At 55.7% G+C, this 24,614-nt stretch carries 18 protein-coding genes and 1 tRNA gene; 10 read left to right on the top strand and 9 right to left on the bottom strand.

Annotation, left to right across the window (positions count from 1 at the left end):
* Window positions 1-9 precede the first annotated feature (9 nt).
* From M3089_RS07330 to M3089_RS07310, 5 genes are all read right to left on the bottom strand, one after another.
* Window positions 10-846: a MotA/TolQ/ExbB proton channel family protein gene (locus tag M3089_RS07330; RefSeq protein WP_249082975.1), complete on the bottom strand. Its 837-nt coding sequence runs from the start codon at window positions 844-846 to the stop codon at window positions 10-12.
* A 201-nt stretch (window positions 847-1,047) separates the two neighbouring features.
* On the bottom strand, window positions 1,048-2,241 hold the full coding sequence (locus tag M3089_RS07325) for a pyridoxal phosphate-dependent aminotransferase (protein ID WP_249082974.1): 1,194 nt from the start codon (window positions 2,239-2,241) through the stop codon (window positions 1,048-1,050).
* 114 nt (window positions 2,242-2,355) lie between these two features.
* The gene (locus M3089_RS07320; RefSeq protein ID WP_249082972.1) at window positions 2,356-3,564 is read right to left on the bottom strand and encodes a bifunctional 3,4-dihydroxy-2-butanone-4-phosphate synthase/GTP cyclohydrolase II; all 1,209 of its coding nucleotides are present in this window, start codon (window positions 3,562-3,564) and stop codon (window positions 2,356-2,358) included.
* Window positions 3,565-3,593: 29 nt separating this feature from the next.
* Window positions 3,594-5,513, bottom strand: coding sequence for an LptF/LptG family permease (locus M3089_RS07315; RefSeq protein ID WP_249082970.1), 1,920 nt, complete (start codon window positions 5,511-5,513; stop codon window positions 3,594-3,596).
* A 95-nt stretch (window positions 5,514-5,608) separates the two neighbouring features.
* Window positions 5,609-6,007: an START-like domain-containing protein gene (locus M3089_RS07310; protein WP_205110858.1), complete on the bottom strand. Its 399-nt coding sequence runs from the start codon at window positions 6,005-6,007 to the stop codon at window positions 5,609-5,611.
* Between the two features lie 147 nt (window positions 6,008-6,154).
* On the opposite strand from M3089_RS07310, the gene M3089_RS07305 reads away from it, so the two are divergent.
* Window positions 6,155-6,228 (top strand) — tRNA-Met (locus M3089_RS07305).
* 1,004 nt (window positions 6,229-7,232) lie between these two features.
* On the top strand, window positions 7,233-8,270 hold the full coding sequence (locus M3089_RS07300) for a hypothetical protein (protein WP_249082966.1): 1,038 nt from the start codon (window positions 7,233-7,235) through the stop codon (window positions 8,268-8,270).
* A 194-nt stretch (window positions 8,271-8,464) separates the two neighbouring features.
* Here M3089_RS07300 and M3089_RS07295 read toward each other — a convergent pair whose 3' ends face one another.
* Complete coding sequence (locus M3089_RS07295) at window positions 8,465-8,632, bottom strand: 4Fe-4S binding protein (protein WP_205110862.1); 168 nt, start codon at window positions 8,630-8,632, stop codon at window positions 8,465-8,467.
* A gap of 311 nt (window positions 8,633-8,943) precedes the next feature.
* Between M3089_RS07295 and porT the strand changes: the two genes are divergently transcribed.
* Window positions 8,944-9,693: a type IX secretion/gliding motility protein PorT/SprT gene (porT, locus tag M3089_RS07290; protein ID WP_249082964.1), complete on the top strand. Its 750-nt coding sequence runs from the start codon at window positions 8,944-8,946 to the stop codon at window positions 9,691-9,693.
* On the opposite strand, the gene M3089_RS07285 is transcribed toward porT, so the two are convergent.
* Together M3089_RS07285 and M3089_RS07280 are read right to left on the bottom strand one after the other, a co-directional pair.
* Window positions 9,674-10,522, bottom strand: a complete 849-nt coding sequence (locus tag M3089_RS07285) for a bifunctional metallophosphatase/5'-nucleotidase (protein WP_205110865.1) — start codon at window positions 10,520-10,522, stop codon at window positions 9,674-9,676. The two genes, porT and M3089_RS07285, sit on opposite strands and share 20 nt — an antisense overlap.
* A 13-nt stretch (window positions 10,523-10,535) precedes the next feature.
* Window positions 10,536-11,300, bottom strand: a complete 765-nt coding sequence (locus M3089_RS07280; protein ID WP_249082962.1) for a 5'-nucleotidase C-terminal domain-containing protein — start codon at window positions 11,298-11,300, stop codon at window positions 10,536-10,538.
* 254 nt (window positions 11,301-11,554) lie between these two features.
* Between M3089_RS07280 and rplS the strand changes: the two genes are divergently transcribed.
* Entirely contained in the window at window positions 11,555-11,917 is a 363-nt protein-coding gene (gene rplS / locus M3089_RS07275; protein ID WP_205110869.1) for a 50S ribosomal protein L19, read from the top strand.
* A 677-nt stretch (window positions 11,918-12,594) separates the two neighbouring features.
* Here rplS and M3089_RS07270 read toward each other — a convergent pair.
* Entirely contained in the window at window positions 12,595-12,828 is a 234-nt protein-coding gene (locus tag M3089_RS07270; protein WP_205110870.1) for a hypothetical protein, read from the bottom strand.
* Between the two features lie 574 nt (window positions 12,829-13,402).
* Here M3089_RS07270 and M3089_RS07265 point away from each other — a divergent pair.
* From M3089_RS07265 to M3089_RS07240, 6 genes are all read left to right on the top strand, one after another.
* Window positions 13,403-14,584, top strand: coding sequence for a phosphoribosylaminoimidazolecarboxamide formyltransferase (locus M3089_RS07265; RefSeq protein WP_249082961.1), 1,182 nt, complete (start codon window positions 13,403-13,405; stop codon window positions 14,582-14,584).
* 116 nt (window positions 14,585-14,700) lie between these two features.
* The gene (locus tag M3089_RS07260; RefSeq protein ID WP_205110874.1) at window positions 14,701-14,892 is read left to right on the top strand and encodes a hypothetical protein; all 192 of its coding nucleotides are present in this window, start codon (window positions 14,701-14,703) and stop codon (window positions 14,890-14,892) included.
* Window positions 14,893-15,259: 367 nt separating this feature from the next.
* Window positions 15,260-17,959 (top strand): chitobiase/beta-hexosaminidase C-terminal domain-containing protein, encoded by a 2,700-nt coding sequence (locus M3089_RS07255; protein WP_249082959.1) that lies wholly within the window; start codon window positions 15,260-15,262, stop codon window positions 17,957-17,959.
* A gap of 495 nt (window positions 17,960-18,454) precedes the next feature.
* Window positions 18,455-21,130 carry a chitobiase/beta-hexosaminidase C-terminal domain-containing protein gene (locus M3089_RS07250; protein ID WP_249082957.1) on the top strand — a complete coding sequence of 892 codons (2,676 nt, stop codon included), beginning with the start codon at window positions 18,455-18,457 and terminating at the stop codon, window positions 21,128-21,130.
* A 4-nt stretch (window positions 21,131-21,134) separates the two neighbouring features.
* Entirely contained in the window at window positions 21,135-21,386 is a 252-nt protein-coding gene (locus M3089_RS07245; RefSeq protein ID WP_249082955.1) for a hypothetical protein, read from the top strand.
* Between the two features lie 481 nt (window positions 21,387-21,867).
* Window positions 21,868-24,537 (top strand): chitobiase/beta-hexosaminidase C-terminal domain-containing protein, encoded by a 2,670-nt coding sequence (locus tag M3089_RS07240; protein ID WP_249082953.1) that lies wholly within the window; start codon window positions 21,868-21,870, stop codon window positions 24,535-24,537.
* Window positions 24,538-24,614 lie beyond the last annotated feature (77 nt).

Raw genomic sequence — 24,614 nt, 5'->3', positions numbered from 1 at the left:
GTAAAACAATTAAATCTCGTCGGTGTGGTTAACGTCGTATGTTGCAGCTATTGTATAACCAACCTCGTCGAGTGCATATGTAAGCTTGTCAATCTTGTTTGTGTAGAAGTTATAAACAACCACAGCCACCCAAGATGTTGCGATACCAGAAGCCGTGTTCACAAGGGCCTCAGAAATACCGGCAGACAGAGCCATAGAGTCAGCGCCACCACCGCTTGACAGAGCCTGGAACGAACGGATCATACCCAACACAGTACCGAACAGAGCGGTAAGAGTACCGAGGGTAACGATTGTTGCAACGATAGGCAGGTTCATCTGCAGTGTAGGCATCTCAAGCTGAGTAGCCTCCTCGTGGGCCTGCTGTATCTTTGAAATCTTCTGGGCCTTCTTCATTGTGTTGTTGCTCTCAACATCCTTGTAAGCGTTGATAGAAGCAGAAACAACGTTAGCTACAGAACCGCGCATCTTGTCGCACAGTGCCTGAGCCTCGGTGAACTTGCCGGCCTTGATGAGCTCCTTAACCTGAACAGTGAACTTAGAGAGGTTCATCGTACCGAATGCAGACTTGAGGGCGAAATAGCGCTCAACGCCGAGGCAAACCACAGTGAGGAACAATGTGAAGATAAGACCTACAACAGGACCTCCTTTATACACAGTACCTGCAAGGTTAGCAGGGTGAGCAGACTTGTCTCCTCCGACGAAGTTGCTTGCATCACCGAGAACGAGGAAGTAGAAAGCATACGCTACAATGCAGCATATCACCATAATCCAGATAGCGTTCTTGATACCTCCAAACCCCTGTTTCTTGTTTTTAGCCGGGGCTACAGCTTTTGTTGATGTTGCCATAATTGATTGATGTTTTTGTTTATTAATAATATGAATTTTGTTTTTTAGTTGTTTTCTGAGCTTGCGCCTTACTGATGGTTAGAAAGTGGTTTTCGTTTCAGTGCAGCAAAGATAATAAATATTACAGATACTGCGTTCGACGCTTAACATCTTTTAATCAGCTTGTCGCAAAAATAGGCCGCATTTATCAGTTTACGCAGTTTATTTCAGCTTTGCCAAGGCCTCTTTAATACGCTTCATAGCTTCAACGATGTTGTCCTCGCTGGTTGCGTAACTCATGCGGAAGCAGTCCGGGTCGCCGAAAGCATCGCCGCCGACAGTTGCCACATGTCCTTTCTCCAACAGGTAAAGAGCAAAGTCGGTGGAGCTTGATATCGTTGTCTCGCCGTCTGACTTGCCGAAGAAGCTGCTGCACTTGGGGAACACATAGAAGGCGCCTTCCGGCACATTCACCTCCAGCCCCGGTATTTCGCTTGTAAGCTTGACAATGAGGTCACGACGGCGATGGAAAGCCTGCCTCATTTCCTCCACACAAGCCTGGCTCGACGTATAGGCAGCTTCTGCAGCCTTCTGGCTTACGGAGCACGGGCCGCTTGTATACTGGCCTTGCAGCTTGTTGCACCCCTTCACTATCCACTCCGGGGCGGCAATGAAACCAATGCGCCAGCCCGTCATGGCGTAAGCCTTTGACACGCCGTTGACAACGATGGTGCGCTCTTTCATTCCGTCAAACTGCGCAATGCTCTCGTGACGGCCTGTATATATAATGTGCTCATAAATCTCGTCGGCAAGCACAAACATGTCTTCATGCTTCTTGATGACCTCTGCCAGCCCCTCAAGCTCAGCCTTGGAATAAACGCTTCCGGTAGGGTTGCTCGGAGAGCACAGTATGAGCAGGCGAGTCTTCGGCGTTATGGCAGCCTCCAACTGCTCCGGTGTCATCTTGAAATTCTGCTCGAAGCCGGCGTTAACAATCACAGGCACGCCACCGGCAAGCTTCACCATCTGGGGATAAGAAACCCAGTAGGGGGCGGGTATTATGACCTCGTCACCGTCGTTGACCAAGGCCATCACCGTGTTGCATACGCTCTGCTTAGCTCCGTTTGACACGAGAATCTCGTTCATTCCGTACTCCAGGCCGTTCTCGTTTTTCAACTTGTCGACAATAGCCTTGCGCAAGTCGGGGTACCCAGGCACTGGCGAATACCTCGAATAGTTGTCATCAATGGCTTTCTTGGCTGCGGTCTTGATGTGGTCAGGAGTGTTGAAGTCGGGCTCACCTACGCTCAAGTTGATTACATCGATGCCCTGAGCTTTCATCTCTGAGCTTTTCTGCGACATCGCCAGCGTGGCTGACGGCGCAAGCCTTTGCAAACGATCGGATAATTGTGCCATACGAATTACTGTTGCTATTTATTTAACTGCAAAATTAGTTATTTTATTCTTCACGCGAAAAAAAATATATTGTTTTTTAATGTTTCGTCAATGAAATGTAACAAAACGGGGGCCTCAGAGGTGCAGAGTATGCCCCATTCTGTCTTTTTTTGTCTTCAGGTAGTTGTAGTCATATTCATTTGGGGCCACCTCGATGGGCACATTCTCCACTATCTCCAGCCCATACGCCTCGAGCCCCACCCTCTTTGTCGGGTTGTTTGTGAGCAGCCTCATCTTGTGCACCCCGAGATGCCTCAGCATCTGCGCGCCGCATCCGTAGTCGCGCTCGTCGGGCTTGAACCCCAGGTGCACGTTGGCATCGACGGTGTCGTAGCCTTCCTCTTGCAGCTTATATGCCTTGATCTTGTTCATCAGGCCGATGCCCCGGCCTTCCTGCTGCATGTATATCACCACGCCCTTGCCTTCTTTCTCAATCATCTCCATCGAACGGTGCAGCTGTTCTCCGCAATCGCATCGCTTGCTCCCCAGTATGTCTCCTGTGGCGCACGAAGAGTGAACCCTTACCAACACAGGTTCGTCGGCGGCCCAACTGCCCTTTATGAGCGCGATGTGCTCCAGTCCGCTGCTCTTCTGCCTGAAAGGTATCAGCCTGAAATGCCCGTATGCCGTTGGCATGTCAACCTCGGTGCCCACCTCTATCAGCGACTCCGTCCTGAGCCTGTAGGCAATGAGGTCTTTGATGGCGATTATCTTCAGCCCGTACTGGCTGGCAAACTGCCTCAATTCGGGCAGCCGTGCCATAGTACCGTCGTCGTTCATTATCTCCATGAGCGCCCCAGCCGGATACAGCCCCGACAGTTTGCACAGGTCGATGGTGGCCTCTGTGTGGCCCGAACGCCTCAGCACGCCATGGTCTTGTGCGTATAGCGGGTTGATGTGCCCCGGCCGCCCGAATGTCTGCGGCGTCGACTCAGGGTCGGCCAGAGCCCTTATCGTGGCCGCGCGGTCGTGGGCCGAGACACCCGTCGTGCACCCATCGAGCTTGTCGATGGTCACGGTAAATGGCGTTCCCAGCACCGATGTGTTGTCTTCCACCTGCCTCGGCAGGTCAAGTTCCTCGCACCGGCTCATGGTTATAGGCGCGCACAGCACCCCCCTTGCATGCTTCAGCATGAAGTTGACGGCTTCAGGCGTAATCTTCTCGGCGGCAATTATCAAGTCGCCTTCGTTCTCGCGGTCTTCATCGTCGACCACAATCACGAACTTGCCCTCGCGGAAATCATCGAGAGCCGATTCTATTGTGTCCAGTCTGGTGTCTGTCATATCATTACAATTTTATGGTTATATACAAGTCAGTGACGGCCCGCGTTGCCGTTGCCCATTTCCGCTATACGTGCCACGAGGGCGTCGTTGGCAGCCCTCACCACCCTCAGGTCGCGCAGCAACCGCAACCTGAAGCGCAGCATGCGCAGGTAGAAGAACACGCCCAGAGGCAGCAGTATGCCCACGGTGGCGTTGAGCCATTTGTTGCGGAATGGCCTTGTGTGGGCATGGGTGGCCATTATGGGATATCGGTTGAGCTCGGTCAGTATCACCTTGTCCCTGGTGTTCGACAGGTCTTCTATCACCGCCTCCAGCTCGACGCTTATTTCCCGTATGCGCCTGTCGTCGCCTTCGCGGAAGAACACGCTAATCGGGTTGGGCGCATGCAGCAAGTTGTGGCATCTCGAATACTCCGTGATGTCGAGCGTTATCTTTTCGAGCATTGCGGCGTCGGCGGCGTAATCGGGGTCGTTGATTATCACCTCCTTGCGGTAAACGTGGCGTTTCTGCCTGATGCCGAGCAGCGAGCAGAATATGGAGCGGTAGATGTCGAAGTTGAACACCACTGAGTCGTTGTTGGCCTTGTATGTGAAGAACACGGCCAGCGGCGTGAGCACGGCAGTGGAAATCAGCTTGCCGAACCACACTGTCCACACCCCGTCGCGCGCCATCTTCATCCCCGAGTTTTCAAAAATGAAGTAGACGATGAACACGAGCACCGATATTATCACCGGCACTCCGAGCCCGCCCTTGCGTATGATAGCCCCGAGCGGTGCCCCTATGAAAAAGAATATCACGCAAGACAGGGCGAGCGTCACCTTGCCGATGGCCTCAATCTGGTGAGTGCGCACGTTGCGGTTGAGCCCTTTCATGTAGTCGCCCTTCATGTCAAGCTCCGAGGCATACATCTGCACGCTGTTGAGGGCAGCCTTTACGGCCCGTTGCCTGTCCTCGGGGCTCAGCCTGAGATACACCGAATCTATGTTCATAGTGTCCGACCTGGCCTCGGCAACGGCCCGCAACGAGTCTGCACGCCCCACCGCCGGCATGCTGAATGCGGTGCGTTTGGCGTCGTTGTAGAACGAATGGCCCACACTGTCGTTGAAATGGCGTATGGAGTCGAGGTCGTGCATTATCTTGCCGATGCTCTTCGAGCGGGCGTCGGCCGATATTCCGGCCACGTCTGCCATGTTGAAGCCTCCGTCGAAGTCGAGCACAATCTGCTTTGTGCCAAAGGTCTCGCGCCTGTAAGGCACGCTGGCGCTACCGGCGATGTCTTGCGACTGCATGTTTTCAAACCACTCGCCGCTGTATAGCGTGAGCAGCAGGTGCTTCTTCTCGGCCGTCGACTGCAGCTTGCCCGAGTCGGCAAGTATTATGGCCGCATCCTCATAACTGCCGTTCATGCGGTATATCATCACCCCGTAGAGCATGCCCGTGCCCACCTCTTTCTTCTGCACATAAAGGTTGCATCCCGGTATTCCGTCGTAGAATATGCCTTCGGGTATCTCGAGTTCGGGGCTTTTTTGCTTCATAGAGAGAAGCAGCTGGCTGAACGACTTGTTGGCATCGGGGCCTATCACGTTCTGGAAGTAAAACGAGCAGCAGGCTATCATGCACACTATCACGATCAATGAGCGCATGGCTTGCATGAGCGATATGCCCGCAGCCTTGATGGCCGTGAGCTCCGAGCTCTCACCGAGATTGCCGAAGGTGATCAGCGACGAGAGCAGTATGGCCAGCGGGAATGCCTGCGGCATGAGCATGAGCCCCATGTACCAGAAGAACTGCGCCAGCACTTCGAGCGAAAGCCCCTTGCCAATCAGCTCGTCGACATAGCGCCACAGGAACTGCATCATCAGCACAAACTGGCAGATGAAGAACGTTCCGAGGAACAGCAGGCCGAACTGCTTGGCTATGAATATGTCTAACTTCTTTATGCGGAGCATTGTTTGTCTGACGACTATGGGGATAGTTATACCGACTTGCAAAGTTAGCATAAAAAAGTCAGAGTGGGAATGCTTTTGCCGTTTTTTTCAGTTTTTTACAGTCCGCTCACCCTGTGCAGCCTGTTCAGGCTTCCGCTCCACAAGCCCCGCAGGCTGTCTTCCTCGTCGGCATCGGCAAAGTCGGTGATGAGCAGGGCCAGGTTGCCGGTGAGCTCACTCTCCTCGAGCCTCATCTCCCAATACTCGCCTTCGCCGTGGTCGGCATCCCACTTGAGCCTTATGTGGCTGAACTTGCGGCGGTCGATCACGTGCGACACCCTCACGTCTTGGCCCGTCCAGAGCTCGCCCCAGGTGAATGTCATCGTTGCGCCGTCGTCGCTCACCCTGTCTGCCATCCACTTCTGCAGCCCTGCCGCGCTGCTTATCAGTCGCCAAACTATGGCCGGCGACTTGGCCGCCAGCGGATACTCGATGGTCACTTTCTTGCGTTCCATATATCAATACCACTTATATATAATATAATGTATGGCCTCACAGACCGATGCAAAAGTATCTTTTTTCGATTAAAGACTTAATAAAACCGTGATAAAATTTTGTGAATTAAAAAATTTGCATTACCTTTGCACCCGCAAACAAACGATGGCGGGATAGCTCAGCTGGTTAGAGCGTCGGATTCATAATCCGGAGGTCGTGGGTTCGGGTCCCACCCCCGCTACATCAAAGGCAAAGGACTTGCAATTTCTTGCAAGTCCTTTTTCTGTTTATGACACAGCAAACGGCACAGCCCTTGAACAGCCATTCATGCCGCAGCCCGGCGAAGCGCAACGCCCCGGAGGCTCCCTCCATTTACCGACACCACGTTTATGAAACACACAATAATGCCGGGCAACGCTACGAAACCTTAGGCCATAGAAACCCAACGGCATGCCTAATGCAACAAAACTGCCTGCCAGACAGTCACCACCCCTCATGCATAGCAAGCCGCAACGCACCGTGGCAGACCGGGCTGTCGGCTGCATGGCTGCCGAATGGCGCACACACCGATTGGCTCACCAGATAAATCCAGGAGGCTTATTAGGAGTTAAGCAGTTAAGGAGTAAAGTAGTTAAGACAATAGTATTTGACTGTCTTCCTGCAACACTTTACCAATGCTCCCAGAGATTCCATGTTTCCAAAACTATTGTCTGTACTCCTGTCTCCTGCCTCCCGCCTCCAAAATAAACCAAAATACTATTGTCTTAACTCCTTTACTCCTTAACTCCTTAACTCCTGAAAAGCCCCCCTATGTTTATCGGCTGTTCCCTCTGATTGCTGAAAAAGCACGAAGCTGACAGCGGGGAGGCCAGGAGCGGAACTACGACGCGGGCTGAATGCAATGACGCAAACGCCGGGCGCCCACGCACTTATCATGATGAAACAGAAACAAAAGCCTGTGGAACGGCAAGCAAACGCCCTTGCCCGACATTTTGCTATCTTTGCGGCGAGTAACAAAAACATCGAGCCTATGACGTGAAACAGAATTGCAGGCAACAAGACATGCCGGGCCCCGCAATGGCCGGGCATGAACGCCTTGACACCAAGACAACAAGGGCAACACCCCGGAAACGATGAACAAACAAGCCGGGGCGCACGAAAGCCGTTGCTACGGGTGTGGCAGCGCAAAAGTCGGCAACGCGCCCAAACATCGGAAAAAACATGTTTAACTAAACAACAAAGCTTATGAAAACAAGATTTACCATTGCCCTGGCAGCTTTCCTGCTGACCATTGGCGCGGCAACGGCCTACGCCAGGAAACTTTACGCCACCTTCGGCATGCCGGCAAGCAGTGCCATCTACAAGTCGCCGACCTACACATGGGCGGCCAACACAAACAACCTGATGCCAATGTTCACCTTTGCCAACGGAGAACTGGCCGACTACGAGACGCTCTGCTTCACCTTCGCCAACATCAGCAGCGAAGCCAGCGTGCGCGTTGGCGTGTACTACACAGACGACAACGGAGCGAGCACATGGAGGCAGATGGGCGGCGCTTACTATTCGCCGGGCACCAAGACCGTAAACCTGGCGGCCTTCGCAAGCGAGAGCAACATAGACCTCGCAAAGGCAACCGGCATCTGCTTCGGGGGCAACGGCGGGGCCACAGACAGCCAGCCTGCCTCTGTAGACATTGTGGCAAGGCAGGTATACCTTGAGAACGGCGACTTCGACCCTCTGCTCTACGCCACCTTCGGCACGCCGGCAAACAATGCGTCGTACGACGACGCCACCGAGACCTACTCATGGACTCTGGGCTACAGCAACCTGATGCCCGTGTTCACCTTTGCCAACGGCGAGCTGGCCAACTACAAGACGCTGTCATTCACCTTCTCCGACTATAAGGTCGAGAGCGGGAGCGGTGGCGTGCGCATAGGGGTATACCATACTACCGATGGCGGCGGCAGCACGTGGAAGCAGATGGGCTACAGTTTCTATGCCAACGGAACGAAGACCATCGACCTCGAAGCCTTCGCCAAAGAAAGCGGCGTCGACCTCGCCAAGGTCACCTCCATCTGCTTTGGTGGCAGCAACGGAGCCGGTTCGGTGACGCTCAAGCCGAGCGAGATGCACATCGCCATGGGCACTTCGGCCATTCACGACGCAGGCTCTGAAACCAAGGCAGCAGCCGCAGGGGTTGCCTACGACCTTCATGGCAGGCTAACGAAGCCCAACGCCAAGGGCATGGTTATCGTCGGCGGAAAGAAACACCTCAACAAGTAGGCACCGAGCTTCGGCGCAAAATGGCGTTTGCCGCCGTGGCAACGATGCACCTTCCGCCTGCACCTCAAAGCGAGGCTCGGGCGGGAGCGCCGCATCGGGCCAGCGGCCCCGCCCTGCCCCATGGGCCGGTGGCAACAAACAAAAAAGGATTCCCCGCGGGGAATCCTCACTATCTTGATTCAAAGCCTATCCGATTAGCCGAGGTGTATTGCCTCTGACGGACAAACGTCAGCGCAAGTGCCACACTCTGTGCAGGCGTCAGGATTGATTGAATACTTCTCGCCCTCGGAGATAGCTCCTGCGGGGCACTCATCGATACATGTACCGCATGCGATACAATCGTCACTAATTACGTAAGCCATAATTCTATCGTTTAAATATTAATACCTAAAAATTGGTATGCAAAAGTACTAATTTATTTGGAACGTACCAACTTTTGGAGGCTTATTTTCATTTATTTATACTTTTTCGAAATAAAGCTCCGGCAACGCCGCACGGCCCCAGCCGACTGCGGCCGCACGCCACAGCCCCATACGCACGGCCGGGGCCGCAAACCGCCCTACGCCACCCTACAGCAGCGCCCCCGGCCCACAGGCGACATGCACCGCAGCCGCAAAGCCATGTTGGGCGACAGAAAATATAATAAGAGGCCAAAAATCGCGTTATTCTTTATATGGTAATAAGAAGCATCATCACACTCGCTATATCGCTGGCCGTGGCCTGCGGGGCTGCCGCACAGGAGAAGATTGCCCAAAACAAGCCCTACATCGACCTGCGGCCGCTGCACTTCGGCATACTGGTAGGCATGCACCTGCAAGACATTGAGTTTGAGAATGTGGGACCGCAGACGGTAACCGCTGCCGACGGCACGCAGCAGGAGCAGCTCATATTGTGCGACGCCGACCGATGGAACCCCGGTTTCAGCGTTGGCGTGCTGGCCGACCTGCGCCTCAGCTCCCACTTTTCGGTGCGCTTCACCCCGACCATGCACTTCGGCGCCAAGCACCTGCGCTTCATCAACCTGAGCCAGACCGACGAGAACGGACAGCCGCACCGCGAGTCGCAAGACATGAAAAACACATATATATCGCTGCCCGTCGACCTGAAGTTCAGCGCCCCGAGGTTCAACAACTACCGCCCCTACATCATGGCAGGCATCAACCCGATGATCAACCTTACAGGCGAAGACCAGGACTACGTGCGCCTGAAGCGATACGACACGTTTATCGAAGTGGGCATCGGCTGCGACCTTTACCTGCGCTTCTTCAAGCTCATACCCGAACTGAAGTTCTGCTACAGCCTAACCGACGCGCTCGACAAAGACCACGCGCGCAACCTTCAGGACCCCACCATGCAGGCCTACGCCAACTCGGTCAGCGCGGGCCGCTCAAAGATGTTTGTGCTTACCTTTTACTTCGAATAGTCATCTCGACCTTTCCTACAAACACGCCGTGCTTGCCGTTCTGGTCTACGGGCACGCGGCGGCCGTCGGCGTCGCTCACATATTCAAGCCTTTCAAAGTATGAGTGCGAATGCCCCCCGAGCACAAGGTCGATGTATTTAGACCCGGCTATCATGGCACTGTCGTCGACGTCGGCCGGCATCTGCGCCCATCCCAGATGCGACAGGCAAACTATCACGTCGCAGTGCTTCTGTCGCTTCAGCAACCTTGCCGTAGAGCGGGCAGCCTCGACAGGGTCGGTGTACCCCACCCCGCGGTAGTTGTCGGCGGCCACAAGGCCCTCAAGCCTGGGCGACACGCCGAACACCCCTATCTTGAGCCCGTTGCGGTGCAGTATGACGTAGGGCTTCACCAGCCCGGCCACGGGCGTGCCCGAGAAGTCGTAGTTGGCGCAAACCACCGGGAACTCGGCCTTGCGCAACAGCCGTGCCAGGTTGTCGAGCCCGAAGTCGAACTCATGGTTGCCTATGGTGGCCGCGTCGTAGCCCATGCGGTTCATCAGCTCCACCTCTACATCGCCCTTGAAGAGCGTGTAATATGGCGACCCCTGCGAGAAGTCGCCGCTGTCAAAGAGCAGCAGCCCGGGCTCGGCGGCCCGCTCGCGCCGCAACAGCTCCATGCGCCGCAGATATCCGCCCCGCCCTGCCAGCATGGTGTCGCCCAGGTTGCGGCTCAGCGGCATTATCGTACTGTGGGTGTCGTTGGTGTGCAGCACCACGAGTTTCTGCTGCCCCCAGGCCGCCATGCAGGCCACGACGGCTACACATATTATATATAGTCTTGCTTTCATTTCCTGTTGCCTTTCATTCCACCTTTATCCTTCCTTCCACCCGTGCGCCAACGGCCTCGCCCCTGGCGGCCTTCTCCTTGAAGTAGGCTGATATTATGTAGCGGGTGTCGTTCTGCTTTGCCCGCGGCGAGTTGAATCCGCTTTTCTGCCTGAACGCCTCCATCTTGTCGTTGCCCTCGGCCAGATAGTCGATAGTGGCTATGCGGTATGACGCCGTCGGGTCGATGGGCTGCCCGTTGAGCCGTGCGCTCACGAGTTGTCCGCCTGGCGTTATCACCAGCTCAACACCGTGGCTTACGCCCTCGCCGCCCACCTTGGCCATCTGCCCGAACAGCTCCATCAGACTGCTGCCCTTGAGCGTAAGGAAGCATATCTTGTTTTCAAACGGCGCCACCTCGAGCACGTCGCCGTAGGTCACGTCGCCCTTGGGCAGCGACGCCCTGATGCCCCCCATGTTGTACACTCCCATCACCGGGTGCTCGCCATAGTCGGCGGCGGCCCATACCAGAATGTCGGCCAGCAGGTTCGACAGCGGACTCTCGGGCCTGTATGCCGCGAGTTCCGAGTCGGTGCGCCCCACCACTGGGCCCATTATGCTGTCCACCACCCTGGTGTAAGGCGCCATCATCCCGGCCGTCGACGCGTCGACGGCACCGTCATACCTGCTGTCAACAAGCAGCCTGGTGCGCTCCACGCCCACCACGGCGCTGTTTACTGAACAGGCCGCAAGCAGCGCCGCAACAGCGGCTGCAGCCATCATAGTCTTAACTTTTGCCATAAACACATTGATAATAAGCCATTGGCGCCCCGCATGCCGCGCCGGTGCATCGGCAATGGCGGCCCCGCAGGGCATAACTGCCACAAAATTAGCTAAAAACGGGCTAACACACAAAAAAAGAGGCGGCAAAATTGCCCGTTTCAACAAAATGTAGTAACTTTGCACCCGCTTTCCCGCGTAATCGCTGTCAGGAAGTAACGTGTTGCCTGTTATGTTGCGCCGGAACGATAAGAACAAATTTAATTATATAAAGAATGGATTTAATTAAAGTTGCTGAGGAAGCATTTGCAACCGGCAAGCAGCACCCGAAGTTCAAGGCGGGTGACACAATTACTGTCGCTTACAAAATTATCGAGGGAACGAAAGAGCGTATCCAGCTCTATCGTGGTGTAGTCATCAAGATTTGCGGCCATGGCGAGAAGAAGCGCTTCACGGTTCGCAAAATGTCTGGTACAGTGGGTGTAGAGCGCATTTTCCCGCTCGAGTCTCCCAACATCGACAGCATTGAAGTAAACAAGATAGGCAAGGTGCGCCGCGCCAAGCTTTACTACCTGCGCAAGCTCACTGGCAAGAAGGCCCGCATCAAGGAGAAGCGGACTGCCACGGCAAACGCTTAATGCGGCAACGCTATCCAACGCCGAGAGGCGGCTACGGGGCAACCCGCAGCCGCCTCTCGGCGTTTACGGCCCTACAGACGGACGGGCCCGGCCGTTCCACGGCTCATCGGATAAATCCAGGAGGCTTTTCAGGAGTTAGGAAGTTAAGGAGTTATAGGTGAGGCAGAAGGAGTTATAGGGAGGCAGAAGGAGTTACAAGGAGTTAGAGGACAATAGCATAGACTATCATCGCGCAGCCCTTTCTTAATTTTTAAGTAGGTGTTCAAAATTAATTGCCATCAAATTGTGCTCTATTTCGGGGATGCATGCCAAAGTCCGAAGAGAGAGCGTAGCGGGCTACGCGGCCGATGAGACTTTGGCATGCGGCCCGAAAGGGCACACAAGATGGTGGCAAAGACATAGAGGACACCTGCGAGGTCTATTGTATCGGTTTATTTTGAACAGCTACTTAATTCTTTGCCCGGAGTACAGACAATAGTTATGGAAACATGGGAGCATGGGGAAAGTGTTGAAGGAAGAGATAGGCAATGCTATTGTCCTCTAACTCCTTGTAACTCCTTCTGCCTCCATCTAACTCCATTGTACACAAAAACTATTGTCTGCACTCCTGTACTCCCGAACTCCCCCCTATGTTTATCGGGTGTTCGGTTGCGCCGGTGGCAGAGCCCCGGCCGGCCTCACTTGAAGTTGGTGGCACCGTCGGCGTCGCCGTGCAGAGCGTCGCGCAACGACTTCCAGTCTTGGAAGCCGGCCAGCAGCGAAAGCCTGTCGAGCGTCTCGCGGCTCGGCTTCTCCTTGCCCCGCAGGCAGTCGGCCAGCCGCTTCAGGGCCAGTGCCTTCATCGGGCGCTTGATTACCTCTCTCTCTATGGCCTCGCAGAGCTTGGCCAATTCACGTTGCAAATTTTCCATAACATACTTACATTACAACTACCTGCCGAGACCGGCACCTATGGCCGCCATGGCGCCATGGCCACCGCCCCCACACGCTGGCGGCACGACCGAGGCTGCAGCAAGCGCGGCAGGCACGGCTCCGGCGATGCAAAGGTAATGCAAACGAACGAAAATAAAAACAAAAAAGCATTTATTTTTAGTTACATTCACCAAACTGACGACACAACACGACCCGAGGCACACATGGCCACGCTTGTAAAGATAAGCTACGGCCGGCGCCGGGCTGCGCAACGGACTGAACGGCAAGCAGTTGCAAAAGGGCCGCAACCGTAGTGCAAAACGGGCCGTACGGCCATGCAAAACGACCCTTGCGGCACTGCCAAACGGCCCTTGCAGCCGGGCCGCCGGGCATCGTGCCGCATGGCCCGGCGCACGTGTAAAGATATGCGACCACGCCCACTGCCGCAGCAGGCGCCCCGCGGCAGGCGGAGACACGCGACATGCAGCTTCGGGCATAGAGGCAAATAAAGTTGCACAGTTCGCATAATTGTAGTATATTTGCAGCGCGAAACGAACATATAACGACATAAGCATGAAAGAATTAGCCTTAAAGTACGGATGCAATCCGAATCAGAAGCCCTCGCGGATATTCATGGAAGAGGGCGAACTTCCGATAGAGGTGCTCAACGGGCGCCCCGGCTACATCAACTTCTTAGATGCGTTCAACAGCTGGCAACTGGTGAAAGAGCTGAAAGCTGCCACCGGCATGGCCTCGGCGGCATCGTTCAAGCACGTCTCGCCGGCAGGCGCGGCAGTGGGACTGCCGCTTAGCGACACGCTCAAGAAGATATACTTCGTCGACGACATCGGCGAGGAGCTGTCGCCCATAGCCTGCGCCTACGCCAGGGCACGCGGCGCCGACCGCATGAGCTCTTACGGCGACTTCGTGGCGCTGAGCGACACGTGCGACAAGGCGACAGCCCTGCTCCTGAAGCGCGAGGTGAGCGACGGCGTGATTGCACCCGACTACACCCCCGAGGCTCTCGAGATACTGCGCGAAAAGCGCAAGGGCACTTACAACGTGATAAAGATTGACCCCGACTACACACCGGCGCCCGTAGAGCGCAAGCAGGTGTTCGGCATCACCTTCGAGCAGGGGCGCAACGAGGTGAGGCTCGACGACCCGAAGCTCTTCGAGAACGTGCCCACACGCAACAAGGAATTCACGCCCGAGGCCATGCGCGACCTCATCATATCGCTCATAACGCTCAAGTACACACAGAGCAACTCGGTGTGCTACGTGAAAGACGGGCAGGCCATAGGCATCGGAGCCGGGCAGCAGAGCCGCATACACTGCACCCGCCTGGCCGGCAACAAGGCCGATATATGGTGGCTGCGCCAGCACCCTAAAGTGATGGCGCTGCCGTTTGTCGACAACATACGCCGCGCCGACCGCGACAACACCATCGACGTTTACATCAGCGACGACCACGACGACGTGCTGCGCGACGGCACATGGCAGCTCTTCTTCAAGCAGAAGCCCGAGGTGCTAACCCGCGAGGAGAAGGCTGAATGGATTGCCCGCAACACGGGCGTGGCCCTGGGCAGCGACGCCTTCTTCCCCTTCGGCGACAACATTGAGCGCGCCCACAAGAGCGGTGTGCAATACATAGCGCAGGCCGGGGGCTCGGTTCGCGACGACAATGTTATCGAGACGTGCGACAAGTACGGCATAGCAATGGCATTCACCGGCGTGCGCCTGTTCCACCATTGACACATGACGCAAAACTGACAACGGGTTGCCGCCGCCACGCAGGGCCACAGGGCCTGCATGCCGGGGCACTGCCACGGCGGCGGCAACCCGCATTCCAACCATTAAAGCCCGACAACATGGACATCGACGAGATAATAGCCGGCGGAGGACTGGTGTTCCGCAAAGCGCCAAGGCAAGACAACGACAACGGCAAGATAAAGACCAAAGCCAAGAAAAAACAGTATATCACCGGGGCCCACGGCAGCGGGTCGGCACGCCAGAAGGCCAAGTACCGCCAGCAACGGGCCAACCGGCGCAAGGGGAAATAAGGCAGCACCACTGCCTTAACGCCCCGGTGGCGGTTGCCCCAAGCCGCCCCACACCGCCGTGGGGCAAGGCCGCTGCTGCACGCCGGGGCCGGGGCCGCGGGCCGAAACCGGTAGATAAAGAACAACAAAACGGCCCTGCAAACCACAGGCCATATCAAAAAACCATGGAAAAACAGCATATTTCAATGTACCACGCGGCATTGGATTCCAGCTTTTTACCTTATCTTTGCAAACAGAAGACACTCGAATAGAAAACACCGATGACTCCCACAGGAGCCGACCCTGCCAAGGCCACACGCGAAAACAGCCTTGGCCAACACTTCGGAACAGCAACTAAACCATACAAATTAACTAAAACAAAAAGCAAATGAAGAAAATTCTATCTCTATGCCTCGCCCTGTCGGCCGTGTTCGCAACCGAGGCTGATGCGCAATGGCGCAAGACATGGGACTTCACCAAAGGCCTTAGCGCAGAGACGCAACAGAACCTTATTGCCGACGAAGCCAACTGGTCGATAACCTACCAGGACGACGGCGTCTCGGTAAAGGAGGCCAAAGACCTGACCAAGATGTCGGGCGAACTGATGGCCAACGGCAAGCCCATCGAAGAACTGCGCGGACTCACGTTCGGCTCGGCAGGCCTTAGCAAGAACAACAACTACATCGTGGCTTCGTCAAAGTTCCGTATGACGCGCAACAACATGGAGCTCAACCTGCCCAAGCTGGCCTCCGGGCAGAAGATAACCATACGCGCACGCTCGGCCAACTCGACGGCAGACAACCGTGGATTCTATGCCGGCAACGACAACATCGAGTACATTGAGGGACCTGTTGACGGCATCTGCCTCGGCGGAAGCATCGCAGACCCGTCGAGAGACGAAGACGGCAACTACACATTGGTATGGCAGGTGAAAGACGGTTTTGCCGACTCTGTCGACGTGCAGATAAAGCTCAAGACCGGCGGACTTGACATAGCGCTCATACAGATTGACGGCGGCGACAACGAGGTTACGCACACCGACGTTGCCTATATCTACGATTCGGGATACCCAGACTACTCTTTCGGCGAGGAAGGCTACTACGAACCAAACTATGACATCCTTGTCAACACGCTGCCATCGCGCATCGAAGACCTCAACCTCGTGGCCATCGACGTGGCCGACGGTGGCGCCGCCATCTCGGCCGACTCGCTGCAGCACTACAGCACGGTGGTGGTTAGCTCGGCCATACGCAATGACAACGCTTTCGTAAACACGCTGAAGAGCGCCATCGGATTTGTGCCGATGCTCAACCTCAGCCCCGACCTCTACGAGACGTGGGGCTACGGCAAGGCCGTGACCACAGAGACAAACATGCTCACCGTGGCCAACAACTGGAAGAGCATCTTCTCGCCTTACAACCAGTCGGACGAGCCTTACATCGACGAAAACGGGCAGCTGATATTCTGGGAAGACGGCACTGTGACCGGGGTTGAGCTGACACCGGGCACTTATTTCGCCAACGACGACACGCTGGCAATGGCCGGCAACAGCGTGGCGGTACACATACACAACCCCAACCGCAACGCTTACATGATGATACCCTACACGTTCCCGTTCGGCGGGCCGGGCGCATCGTTCATGGACATCACGCCAAACGCCGTGGTGGCACTGTGCAACACCAAGGCCAACGTGGTGGCAGCAGCCAAGCCAACGGCCATACAGGAATATCATCACAACTATACAACAGTGACACTGCAGTGCCTCACGGCCAACGCAAAGATGTATTACACCACCGACGGCAGCACCCCAACAACCGAGAGCACGCCATACACCGAACCGTTCAACATCACACAAGACGGGCAAACGGTCAAGGCTGTGGCCATAGCCGACGGATTCCTGCTTAGCGACGTGTCTGAAACGGCCATCGAGATACACCAGCTGGCCGACCAGCCCACCATCTCCGTGACCGAGGAAAGCGGCAAGAGCACCATCACTATCACCCCGGCCTATGAGGGCGACGTGGTTTACTACAACTTCACGGGAAGCGACGAGAAGGCCAAGTCGGCCGAATACACCGAGCCGATAACCGTAACCAAGCACACCACCGTGACCGCATTCACCGACGGTGTGGAGGGTTCTTACCTGCAGTCGGAAACTGTACAGAAGTTCGTTGCGGTGCAAGACGAGAAGGTGCGCATGGACATCGTGTCGCACATGGACGCCAACGCCACCGACTACAACATCTTCACATCCAACAAATACTACACCAGGGGCTACAACTTCTACACCGACGAGATAATCGACGAGGAGGTATACGAAGACTACTTCGGCCCCGGACAAGACTCAATAGTGTATATCTACGCCCCGGCCAACCAGCTCACGTGCATCAACCCGGGCAAGGGATGGGAGATAAAGAGCTACGGCCAGCCCATGCTTTACCAATCCATCGATGCCGGCCACGACGTCCTGGACTTCAACGCCTACAACCCGCAGACGCCATGGGACGACAGTGAGCAGGAGATAACAAAGGGTTGCATCACGCTCGCAAGCGTAAACTACTCCGACGGCAACGGTTTCAAAGACCCGGCATCCGCATGCATACAAAGCACGGAGGCGTTCCAAGGCCCGTTCGACGTCGTTACGTACCTGTCGGGAAAGAATTGCAACGTGGAAGTTTACGTCACCAACGACACCATCAGCGGCGAATGGACAAAGATTGGCGACCTTCTCTCTAACGACATCAGCGGAGTTGACGACAACAACAAGGACGGTAGCACTCGCATCTGGAAGAAGACCATACTGCCTTATGACGGCACCGAGAAGATGTTTGTCAAGGTTGCGTCGGCCGACGGGCCCAACGCCAACATCTTCGACATCTTCATCAAGAACGAGGGAGAAGCATCGAAAGACTACATCACCGGCATAAAGGATGTGACCGAGGGCAGCGAAGCCGCAGGCGAAGTGGTGAAGACAATCATCTACAACATCAACGGCACACAGCTCAACGAACCGGCCAAGGGCATCAACATCATCAAGGAGGTTTATGCCAACGGCCAGGTGAAGACACGGAAGGCCATTGTGAAATAAGGCAACGCGCCGATTGAGGCAACAAGAAAAGGAAGGACGGGGCAGCCCGTCCTTCTTTATTTTATGCCGGTTTGATTTTCCCGGCAACCGGCTTGGGCGGATTTCATTGGCTGAAACCCACGCTTCATGATTGTCACAGGGGAGCCATTCGACCGGACGGAGGGGCGGACATGTCCCCAAAGGCATCCTTGCCGGACGGACGGACAGGCAGCCCTGACAGATTTAAAACAGCATATCGACATGCATCGGACGCTATACGGAGACCACACCGAGGCACCATCAAGCCCCCGGAAAGCCCGCGCACGGGCACTGAACCAACAAAAAACACAGTTAATAATCAAAAAAATAAACGACAAGACACTGCCCTATGTCACAGGATATTATTACCTTTGCAGCGCAAAATGCCAATAACGACAGCTTTTGCCTGCCAAGACAAGCTGCCCATTACTAACTGGACATATTCAAGATTATACTAATCAAAATAATAAAAAGCTTATGAAGAAACTGTTTACACTTGGACTATCATTGGTCCTTGCACTGTCGTCGCAGGCCAAGGATGAGGTTCGCAAGTTGTGGGACTTTACCCAAGGGTTCAGCGAAACCACCATCGCCAACCTTACGGCCGACGCCGAGTCGGGCTCGGGCTACTGGACCAACAAGGAGACATGGTTTGAAACAAAGGCCAGGACGGCCGGGCCGCTTACCTGCAAGGTGAACGGCGAGGAGTGGGTGATACCCGAAACGGAGGGCCTGACCATCGGAGCGTCGTCTGCCCAGCACTTCAACATCGTGATAAGCCACAACGACGGGCCGCACATCTGGCTCAACGGAAGGAAGTCGGAAGACTACATCATAATCCCGCAAGTGCCTGCGGGCGACTCAATCACAGTAGTTTACGCATCGCACAGCGGCACCGAGGAGCGCGGATTCAAGAGCGCCACCGACGGTGTTGTGGGCAAGTATGACGGCGCAACGCAGTGGAAGACGGTGGGAAAGAAAGACACCGTGGTGCTCATCAACAACAACGCAGAGGACACCGACGTCAAGCTGCAGGCCACAAACGGCATGCACTTCTTCTACATCTGCGTGGGAGAGAAGCCTTCTAGCGAGCCTAAGATAACGCACATTGCCTACATCTACGACTCGGGATACCCCGGCTACACTTTCGGTTCGGATGACATGAACTACGACGTGATTTCCAACACGCTGCCCATGAGGCTGGGAGAAGAGAACATGGAGCTCAAGGCCATCGACGTGGCCGACGGCGGAGCCGCCATATCGGCCGACTCGCTGCAGTACTACGACGCCGTGGTGGTGAGCAATGCCATACGCAAGGACAACGCCTTCGTGGGCACACTGAAGAGCGCCATAGCCTATGTGCCCATGCTCAACCTGAGCCCCGACCTCTACGAGACGTGGGGTTACGGCAAGAGCGTGGCCACAACGACCAACATGCTCGACGTGACCGCAAGCGGAAAGGAGAGCCCCGTGTTCCAGCCTTCAGACCAAAGCCAGGAGCCATACATAGATGAAAACGGGCAACTGATGCTCTATGAAGAGGGCAACATCACCGGCTACGAGGTAGAGCCGGGCTCATACTTCGCCAACGACGACACGCTGGCAATGGCCGGAACGGCTGCCGCAGTGCACATACACAACGCCAACCGCAACGCATACATGATGATTCCGTATGCATTCCCGATGGGGTCGCCGGCCGGTTCGTTCATGGACATCTCGCCAAACGCCATCATCATGCTCTGCGACACAAAGGCCAAGGTGACCAATGCAGCCAACCCGACCATATCGCAAGAATACCATCACCTGTACACAACGGTGTCGCTGTCGTGCGTCACCAAGAACTACAAGGTGTACTACACCACCGACGGCAGCACGCCGACCACGGAGAGCACCCTCTACACCGAGCCGTTTGACATCAAGGCCGAAGGAGTGACGGTGAAGGCGATAGCAACCGCCGACGGCTACCTTACCAGCGGAGTTGCCGAAAAGACCATCGACATATACGAACTTGCCGACAAGCCAACCATCACCGTGACCGAAGAGAGCGGCAAGAGCACCATTACCATCACACCGGCCCATGAGGGCGACGTGCTGTTCTACAACTTCTCGGGCAGCGACGAGAAGGCTAAGTCGGCCGAATACACCGAGCCGATAACCGTCAACAAGCACACCACAGTGACCGCATTCACCGACGGCGTGGAGGGCTCTTACCTGCAGTCGGAGCTCACTCAGAAGTTTGTTGCGGTGCAAGACGAGAAGGTGCGCATCGACATCGTGTCGCACATGGACGCCAACGCCACCGACTACAACGTACAACTTGACGGAAGCTACTACACCAAGGGCTACAACTTCTACACCGACGAGATAATAGACAAGGAGATATACGAAGACTACTTCGGCCCCGGACAGGACTCAATAGTAAACATCTACGCCCCGGCCAACAAGCTGACATGCGTCAACCCGGGCAAGGGATGGGAGATAAAGAGCTACGGCCAGCCCATGCTCTACCAGAACAACGACGCCGGCCACAACGTGCTCGACTTCAATGCTTACAACCCGCAGACGCCGTGGGACGACAGCGAGCAGGAGATAACAAAGGGATGTGTTGCCTTCCAGAGTGTGACAGGCACCGACGGCAACGGTTTCAAAGACCCCGCATCAGCCTGCATACAGAGTACCGAGGCTTTCCAGGGCCCGTTTGACGTGGTGACATACATGTCGGGCAAGAACGCCAAGGTGGAGGTGCTCGTGACAAACGACACCATCAGCGGCGAGTGGACTAAGATTGGCGACCTCGTGGCCAACACCCTCTCGGGCAATGGTGACAACGGCAAACCAGGCGACGACCGCATCTGGAAGAAGACCATACTCTCTTACGAAGGCACAGACATGGTGTATGTGAAGCTGGCTTCGGGCGGAACCAAGGCCAACATCTTCGATATCTTCATCAAGAACGAGGGAGAAGCATCGAAAGACTACATCACCGGCATAAAGGATGTGACCGAGGGCAGCGAAGCCGCAGGCGAGGTGGTGAAGACAATCGTCTACAGCATCAACGGCACGCAGCTCAACGCACCGGCCAAGGGCATCAACATCATCAAGGAAGTGTATGCCAACGGCCAGGTGAAGACCAAGAAAGTGATGGTTAAATAACTACATGAAACCAACCCTGACACCGGCGGCGGGCCTTGTGGCCCGCCGCTTTTTCATTGCCTCAAACCGCCGGCCATGGCCACAAACGGATGCCGACACCTGCCGCTCAAGGCTGCCGGAGGCCTTGCAAGAGGCGAAGGCTGCAACGGCAAGGCCAATGGGCGGCAGCGACGCCTGCAAGCGTGGCGAAGCATGGGTGACAACCGGCATGGACATAAGGGCAGAGAGGCGCAGCCAGGTTGACGCTTGCGGGTAGTGGCGGCAGCCATGCCGCGGACAGGGGCAACCGCCGGCCGGGCCCAAACGATGTAATAAAAAATCAAGCCACGGGCCGCATTGCGCAATGGCCTGTGTACCAGCGCATTGCAACACAGGCCGAAACGCCCGCCAAAACGGCCTGCATGGCCATCCCGAACGGCCCGTATGGCACAGTGATATGGGCCGTTTGCCATGCCCGCAGAGCCATGCCGGCAAATTGACTCGCCCATTGTAAACAAAAGCTACGGTGCATAAGCCATGGCCGCCGGGGCAAAAGAGGAACGGGCACGGGCATTTTATCCAAAATCAAAGAATCTTTATCATAATACCAAGCATAAACCATTGTGAGGTAAACAATATTTTATTAATTTTGCCGACGATTGACCTACCAACACAGACTAAAAACCGACAGTGCCCAAAAAGGCAAGACATTACTAACAAAAAGAACTAAATTATAGTACTAATCAAAATAAACAATTATGAGAAAACTTTTTATGCTCACTGCCTTTTTTGCATTGACGATGAGCGCCAATGCAGAAAACAGGAAATGGGACTTCACCAACTGGAGTTCGGCAACGTTGCAAAACCTTGCTGCCGACGCCCAGGCCAATGGCGGAACAAGGTGGACGACAATCGAAAAAGCAAGCGGCGACGGCGAGACCAACGGCAACTGCTATTGGTATGTGCCCGAAGAAGAGACCGAACTGGCAACAGTTGCCAACGGCCAGACCACCACAATAACCGAGACACAGGGCCTGGTGTTCAACTGCAGCGGCAGGTCGCTCGCCCTGGCCGTAAACTACCAGACCACCTGGGACGGCCTCGGCCCATACTCAGGGCCCAGCTACCTGTGGATGGGAGGAAAGAACAACAAGTTCACAATAAAGGGTGTCAAGCCGGGAGCCAACATCACCATGGACGTAGAGTCGCACAGGCTCACCGACGGGCGCGGCGTGTCGCTGTCGGTCAACGGCACGGCCATTGAGATAATAGAAGGCTCGGAAAAACCCAAGGAGCGCACAACGTGCGTATGGCAGATACCGGCCGACATATCCAACGGCGAGCTGGTCGACGTCACCGTGACCAACAGCAACGGCTGCCACATATATTACATCGACCTGCAGGAAGACGCCCCGGCAGTAGACGGCGCCAAGATTGCCTACGTGTTCAACTCGGGCTACAACAACTACGACGCCTCTAACGATGCCTTCAGGGACATCATCGAGAACAACGGCGAGTTTACCAACATCACCTTCGACGCCCTCGACGTGAGCCAGGAGGCCAACAGGAAAACGCCCGACGAGCTGAAGGCCTACGACGTGGTGGTGGTGAGCGGCTACATGCCGGCCGACGACCAGTATGCACCGACGCTGCGCGAGGCCATCGCCTACGTGCCAATGCTCAACCTCAACCCGCAGCTTTACGCCACATGGGGCTACGGCACGCCCAAGACAGCAGACTCTCCGTCGCTCGACGTGGCTGAAGAAGCGCTCGACGACGCCCTGTTCAAGCCGTCGAACGAGTCGGACAACTACATCACCGACGGCAAGCTCGCATTCTTCGAGGAGGGTTCGGCCACCGGAGTCGAGATACCCGAAGGGTCATACTTTGCAAACGACCGCGTGCTGGCAACCGTAGGAGGGGCCACCGCCATCCATGAGCACAACGCCGGGCGCAACACCTACATGCTGATACCCTACGGTGCCGACAACCAGTTCTACGCTGTGAGCATTGTAGACATACTGACCAACGCCATCAAGGAGCTCAACTACTCGAAGAAGGAGATAACCAAGGCTGCCACGCCGAAGTTCACCGAAGACTACAAGCAGATGAACACCGACGTCACCATAGCCTCGGACACCGAAGGAGCCAAGATTTACTACACCACCGACGGCACCACCCCAACAGACGCGAGCACGCCCTACACCGGGCCGGTGAACATATCTGAGCCCGGCACCACCATCACGGCCGTGGCCTACGCCGACGGTTACGACCCCAGCGAGCCCGCCACGCTGAACGTGGCACTGCACGAGACATCGGCCATGCCTACCATCACCACGGCCGAGGAAGACGGAAAGGCCATCGTGACGCTGACAAACAACGAGCCCAACGCCACGCTCTACTACAACTTCACGGGCGTGAAGGATGCCACGGCATCGTCGGTTTACACCTCACCGATAACGATAACCCACCCCACCACCATCTATGCCTTCGCCGGCGAAGTGCTCGAGGCCGAGAAGGTTGCGTCTGAGCTCGCCTCGAAAGACATCACCATAACCGGCAAGGAGGTGCGCCTCGACGTTGTGTCACACTTCGACGCCAACGCCGCCGACTGGTCGCTGGGCGAGAGCAAGACCAAGTACTACACCGAAGGCGAGAAGAACGGCTACAACTACTATGAGGTTGTGTCACACGTAGAGGAGCTTCCCGACGGGCGCGACACCACCATCATCGACAGCAAGGAGCCGCTGTGGAACCTCACCGTTGTCAATCCCGGCAAGGGATGGGAGGCTAAGACCTACGGCCAGGGCATGCTCTGGGAGCGCATAACCATATCGGACGACATCTCAGACGCCAACACCGACAAGCGCTACCGCGGCGAGACGGCATTCGACCAAGGCGCTTCAGACAACTCGGTGACATTCGGCAACATACGCAAGAGCGACGGTGTGGAGAACGACCCCTACTCTTGCCACATACAAAGCACCGAAGCTTTCCAGGGCCCGTTTGACATAGTGACTTACGTCGGCAACGCCAGCAGCAGCAACCAGCCCAAGGCTGCACTGTTCATCAGCACCGACACCCTGTCTGAAGACAACTGGACGTTTGTAGACTCGGTGTACTTCTCAAAGACACAGCGCTACATCAAGAAGAACATAGCCAGCTACGAGGGCACCGACAAGGTGTTTGTAAAGCTGCAGGCTGCATTCTCCAGTGTCATGGTATTCGACATATACATCATGAACCATGGCGAACTGAGCGGAATAAAGGATGTTGACGCGGCCGAAGAAGCCACAGGCGAGGTTGTGCGCACGCTTATCTACAGCATCAACGGCACACGCCTCAACGCCCCGGCCAAGGGCATCAACATCATAAGGGAAGTGTATGACAACGGCAGCGTGAAGACGAGGAAAGTCGTTGTAAGGTAATACCGACGGCTGCCTTCACGGCAACCATTCTCACAAAAGGGCCGGCATGTGTGCCTGACACCGTGCCGGCCCTTTGC

Source organism: Marseilla massiliensis (assembly GCF_023336985.1).
Lineage (GTDB): Bacteria > Bacteroidota > Bacteroidia > Bacteroidales > Bacteroidaceae > Prevotella > Prevotella intestinigallinarum.
The sequence above is the reverse complement of the archived record's forward strand: the minus strand, read 5'-3'. Positions and strand labels throughout refer to the sequence as shown.

What these genes read in the sequence shown, in the direction of transcription:
- M3089_RS07330 (WP_249082975.1), bottom strand. Translation starts at nt 846, where the DNA reads ATGGCAACATCAACAAAAGCTGTAGCCCCGGCTAAAAACAAGAAACAG.
- M3089_RS07325 (WP_249082974.1), bottom strand. Translation starts at nt 2,241, where the DNA reads ATGGCACAATTATCCGATCGTTTGCAAAGGCTTGCGCCGTCAGCCACG.
- M3089_RS07320 (WP_249082972.1), bottom strand. Translation starts at nt 3,564, where the DNA reads ATGACAGACACCAGACTGGACACAATAGAATCGGCTCTCGATGATTTC.
- M3089_RS07315 (WP_249082970.1), bottom strand. Translation starts at nt 5,513, where the DNA reads ATGCTCCGCATAAAGAAGTTAGACATATTCATAGCCAAGCAGTTCGGC.
- M3089_RS07310 (WP_205110858.1), bottom strand. Translation starts at nt 6,007, where the DNA reads ATGGAACGCAAGAAAGTGACCATCGAGTATCCGCTGGCGGCCAAGTCG.
- M3089_RS07300 (WP_249082966.1), top strand. Translation starts at nt 7,233, where the DNA reads ATGAAAACAAGATTTACCATTGCCCTGGCAGCTTTCCTGCTGACCATT.
- M3089_RS07295 (WP_205110862.1), bottom strand. Translation starts at nt 8,632, where the DNA reads ATGGCTTACGTAATTAGTGACGATTGTATCGCATGCGGTACATGTATC.
- porT (WP_249082964.1), top strand. Translation starts at nt 8,944, where the DNA reads ATGGTAATAAGAAGCATCATCACACTCGCTATATCGCTGGCCGTGGCC.
- M3089_RS07285 (WP_205110865.1), bottom strand. Translation starts at nt 10,522, where the DNA reads ATGAAAGCAAGACTATATATAATATGTGTAGCCGTCGTGGCCTGCATG.
- M3089_RS07280 (WP_249082962.1), bottom strand. Translation starts at nt 11,300, where the DNA reads ATGGCAAAAGTTAAGACTATGATGGCTGCAGCCGCTGTTGCGGCGCTG.
- rplS (WP_205110869.1), top strand. Translation starts at nt 11,555, where the DNA reads ATGGATTTAATTAAAGTTGCTGAGGAAGCATTTGCAACCGGCAAGCAG.
- M3089_RS07270 (WP_205110870.1), bottom strand. Translation starts at nt 12,828, where the DNA reads ATGGAAAATTTGCAACGTGAATTGGCCAAGCTCTGCGAGGCCATAGAG.
- M3089_RS07265 (WP_249082961.1), top strand. Translation starts at nt 13,403, where the DNA reads ATGAAAGAATTAGCCTTAAAGTACGGATGCAATCCGAATCAGAAGCCC.
- M3089_RS07260 (WP_205110874.1), top strand. Translation starts at nt 14,701, where the DNA reads ATGGACATCGACGAGATAATAGCCGGCGGAGGACTGGTGTTCCGCAAA.
- M3089_RS07255 (WP_249082959.1), top strand. Translation starts at nt 15,260, where the DNA reads ATGAAGAAAATTCTATCTCTATGCCTCGCCCTGTCGGCCGTGTTCGCA.
- M3089_RS07250 (WP_249082957.1), top strand. Translation starts at nt 18,455, where the DNA reads ATGAAGAAACTGTTTACACTTGGACTATCATTGGTCCTTGCACTGTCG.
- M3089_RS07245 (WP_249082955.1), top strand. Translation starts at nt 21,135, where the DNA reads ATGAAACCAACCCTGACACCGGCGGCGGGCCTTGTGGCCCGCCGCTTT.
- M3089_RS07240 (WP_249082953.1), top strand. Translation starts at nt 21,868, where the DNA reads ATGAGAAAACTTTTTATGCTCACTGCCTTTTTTGCATTGACGATGAGC.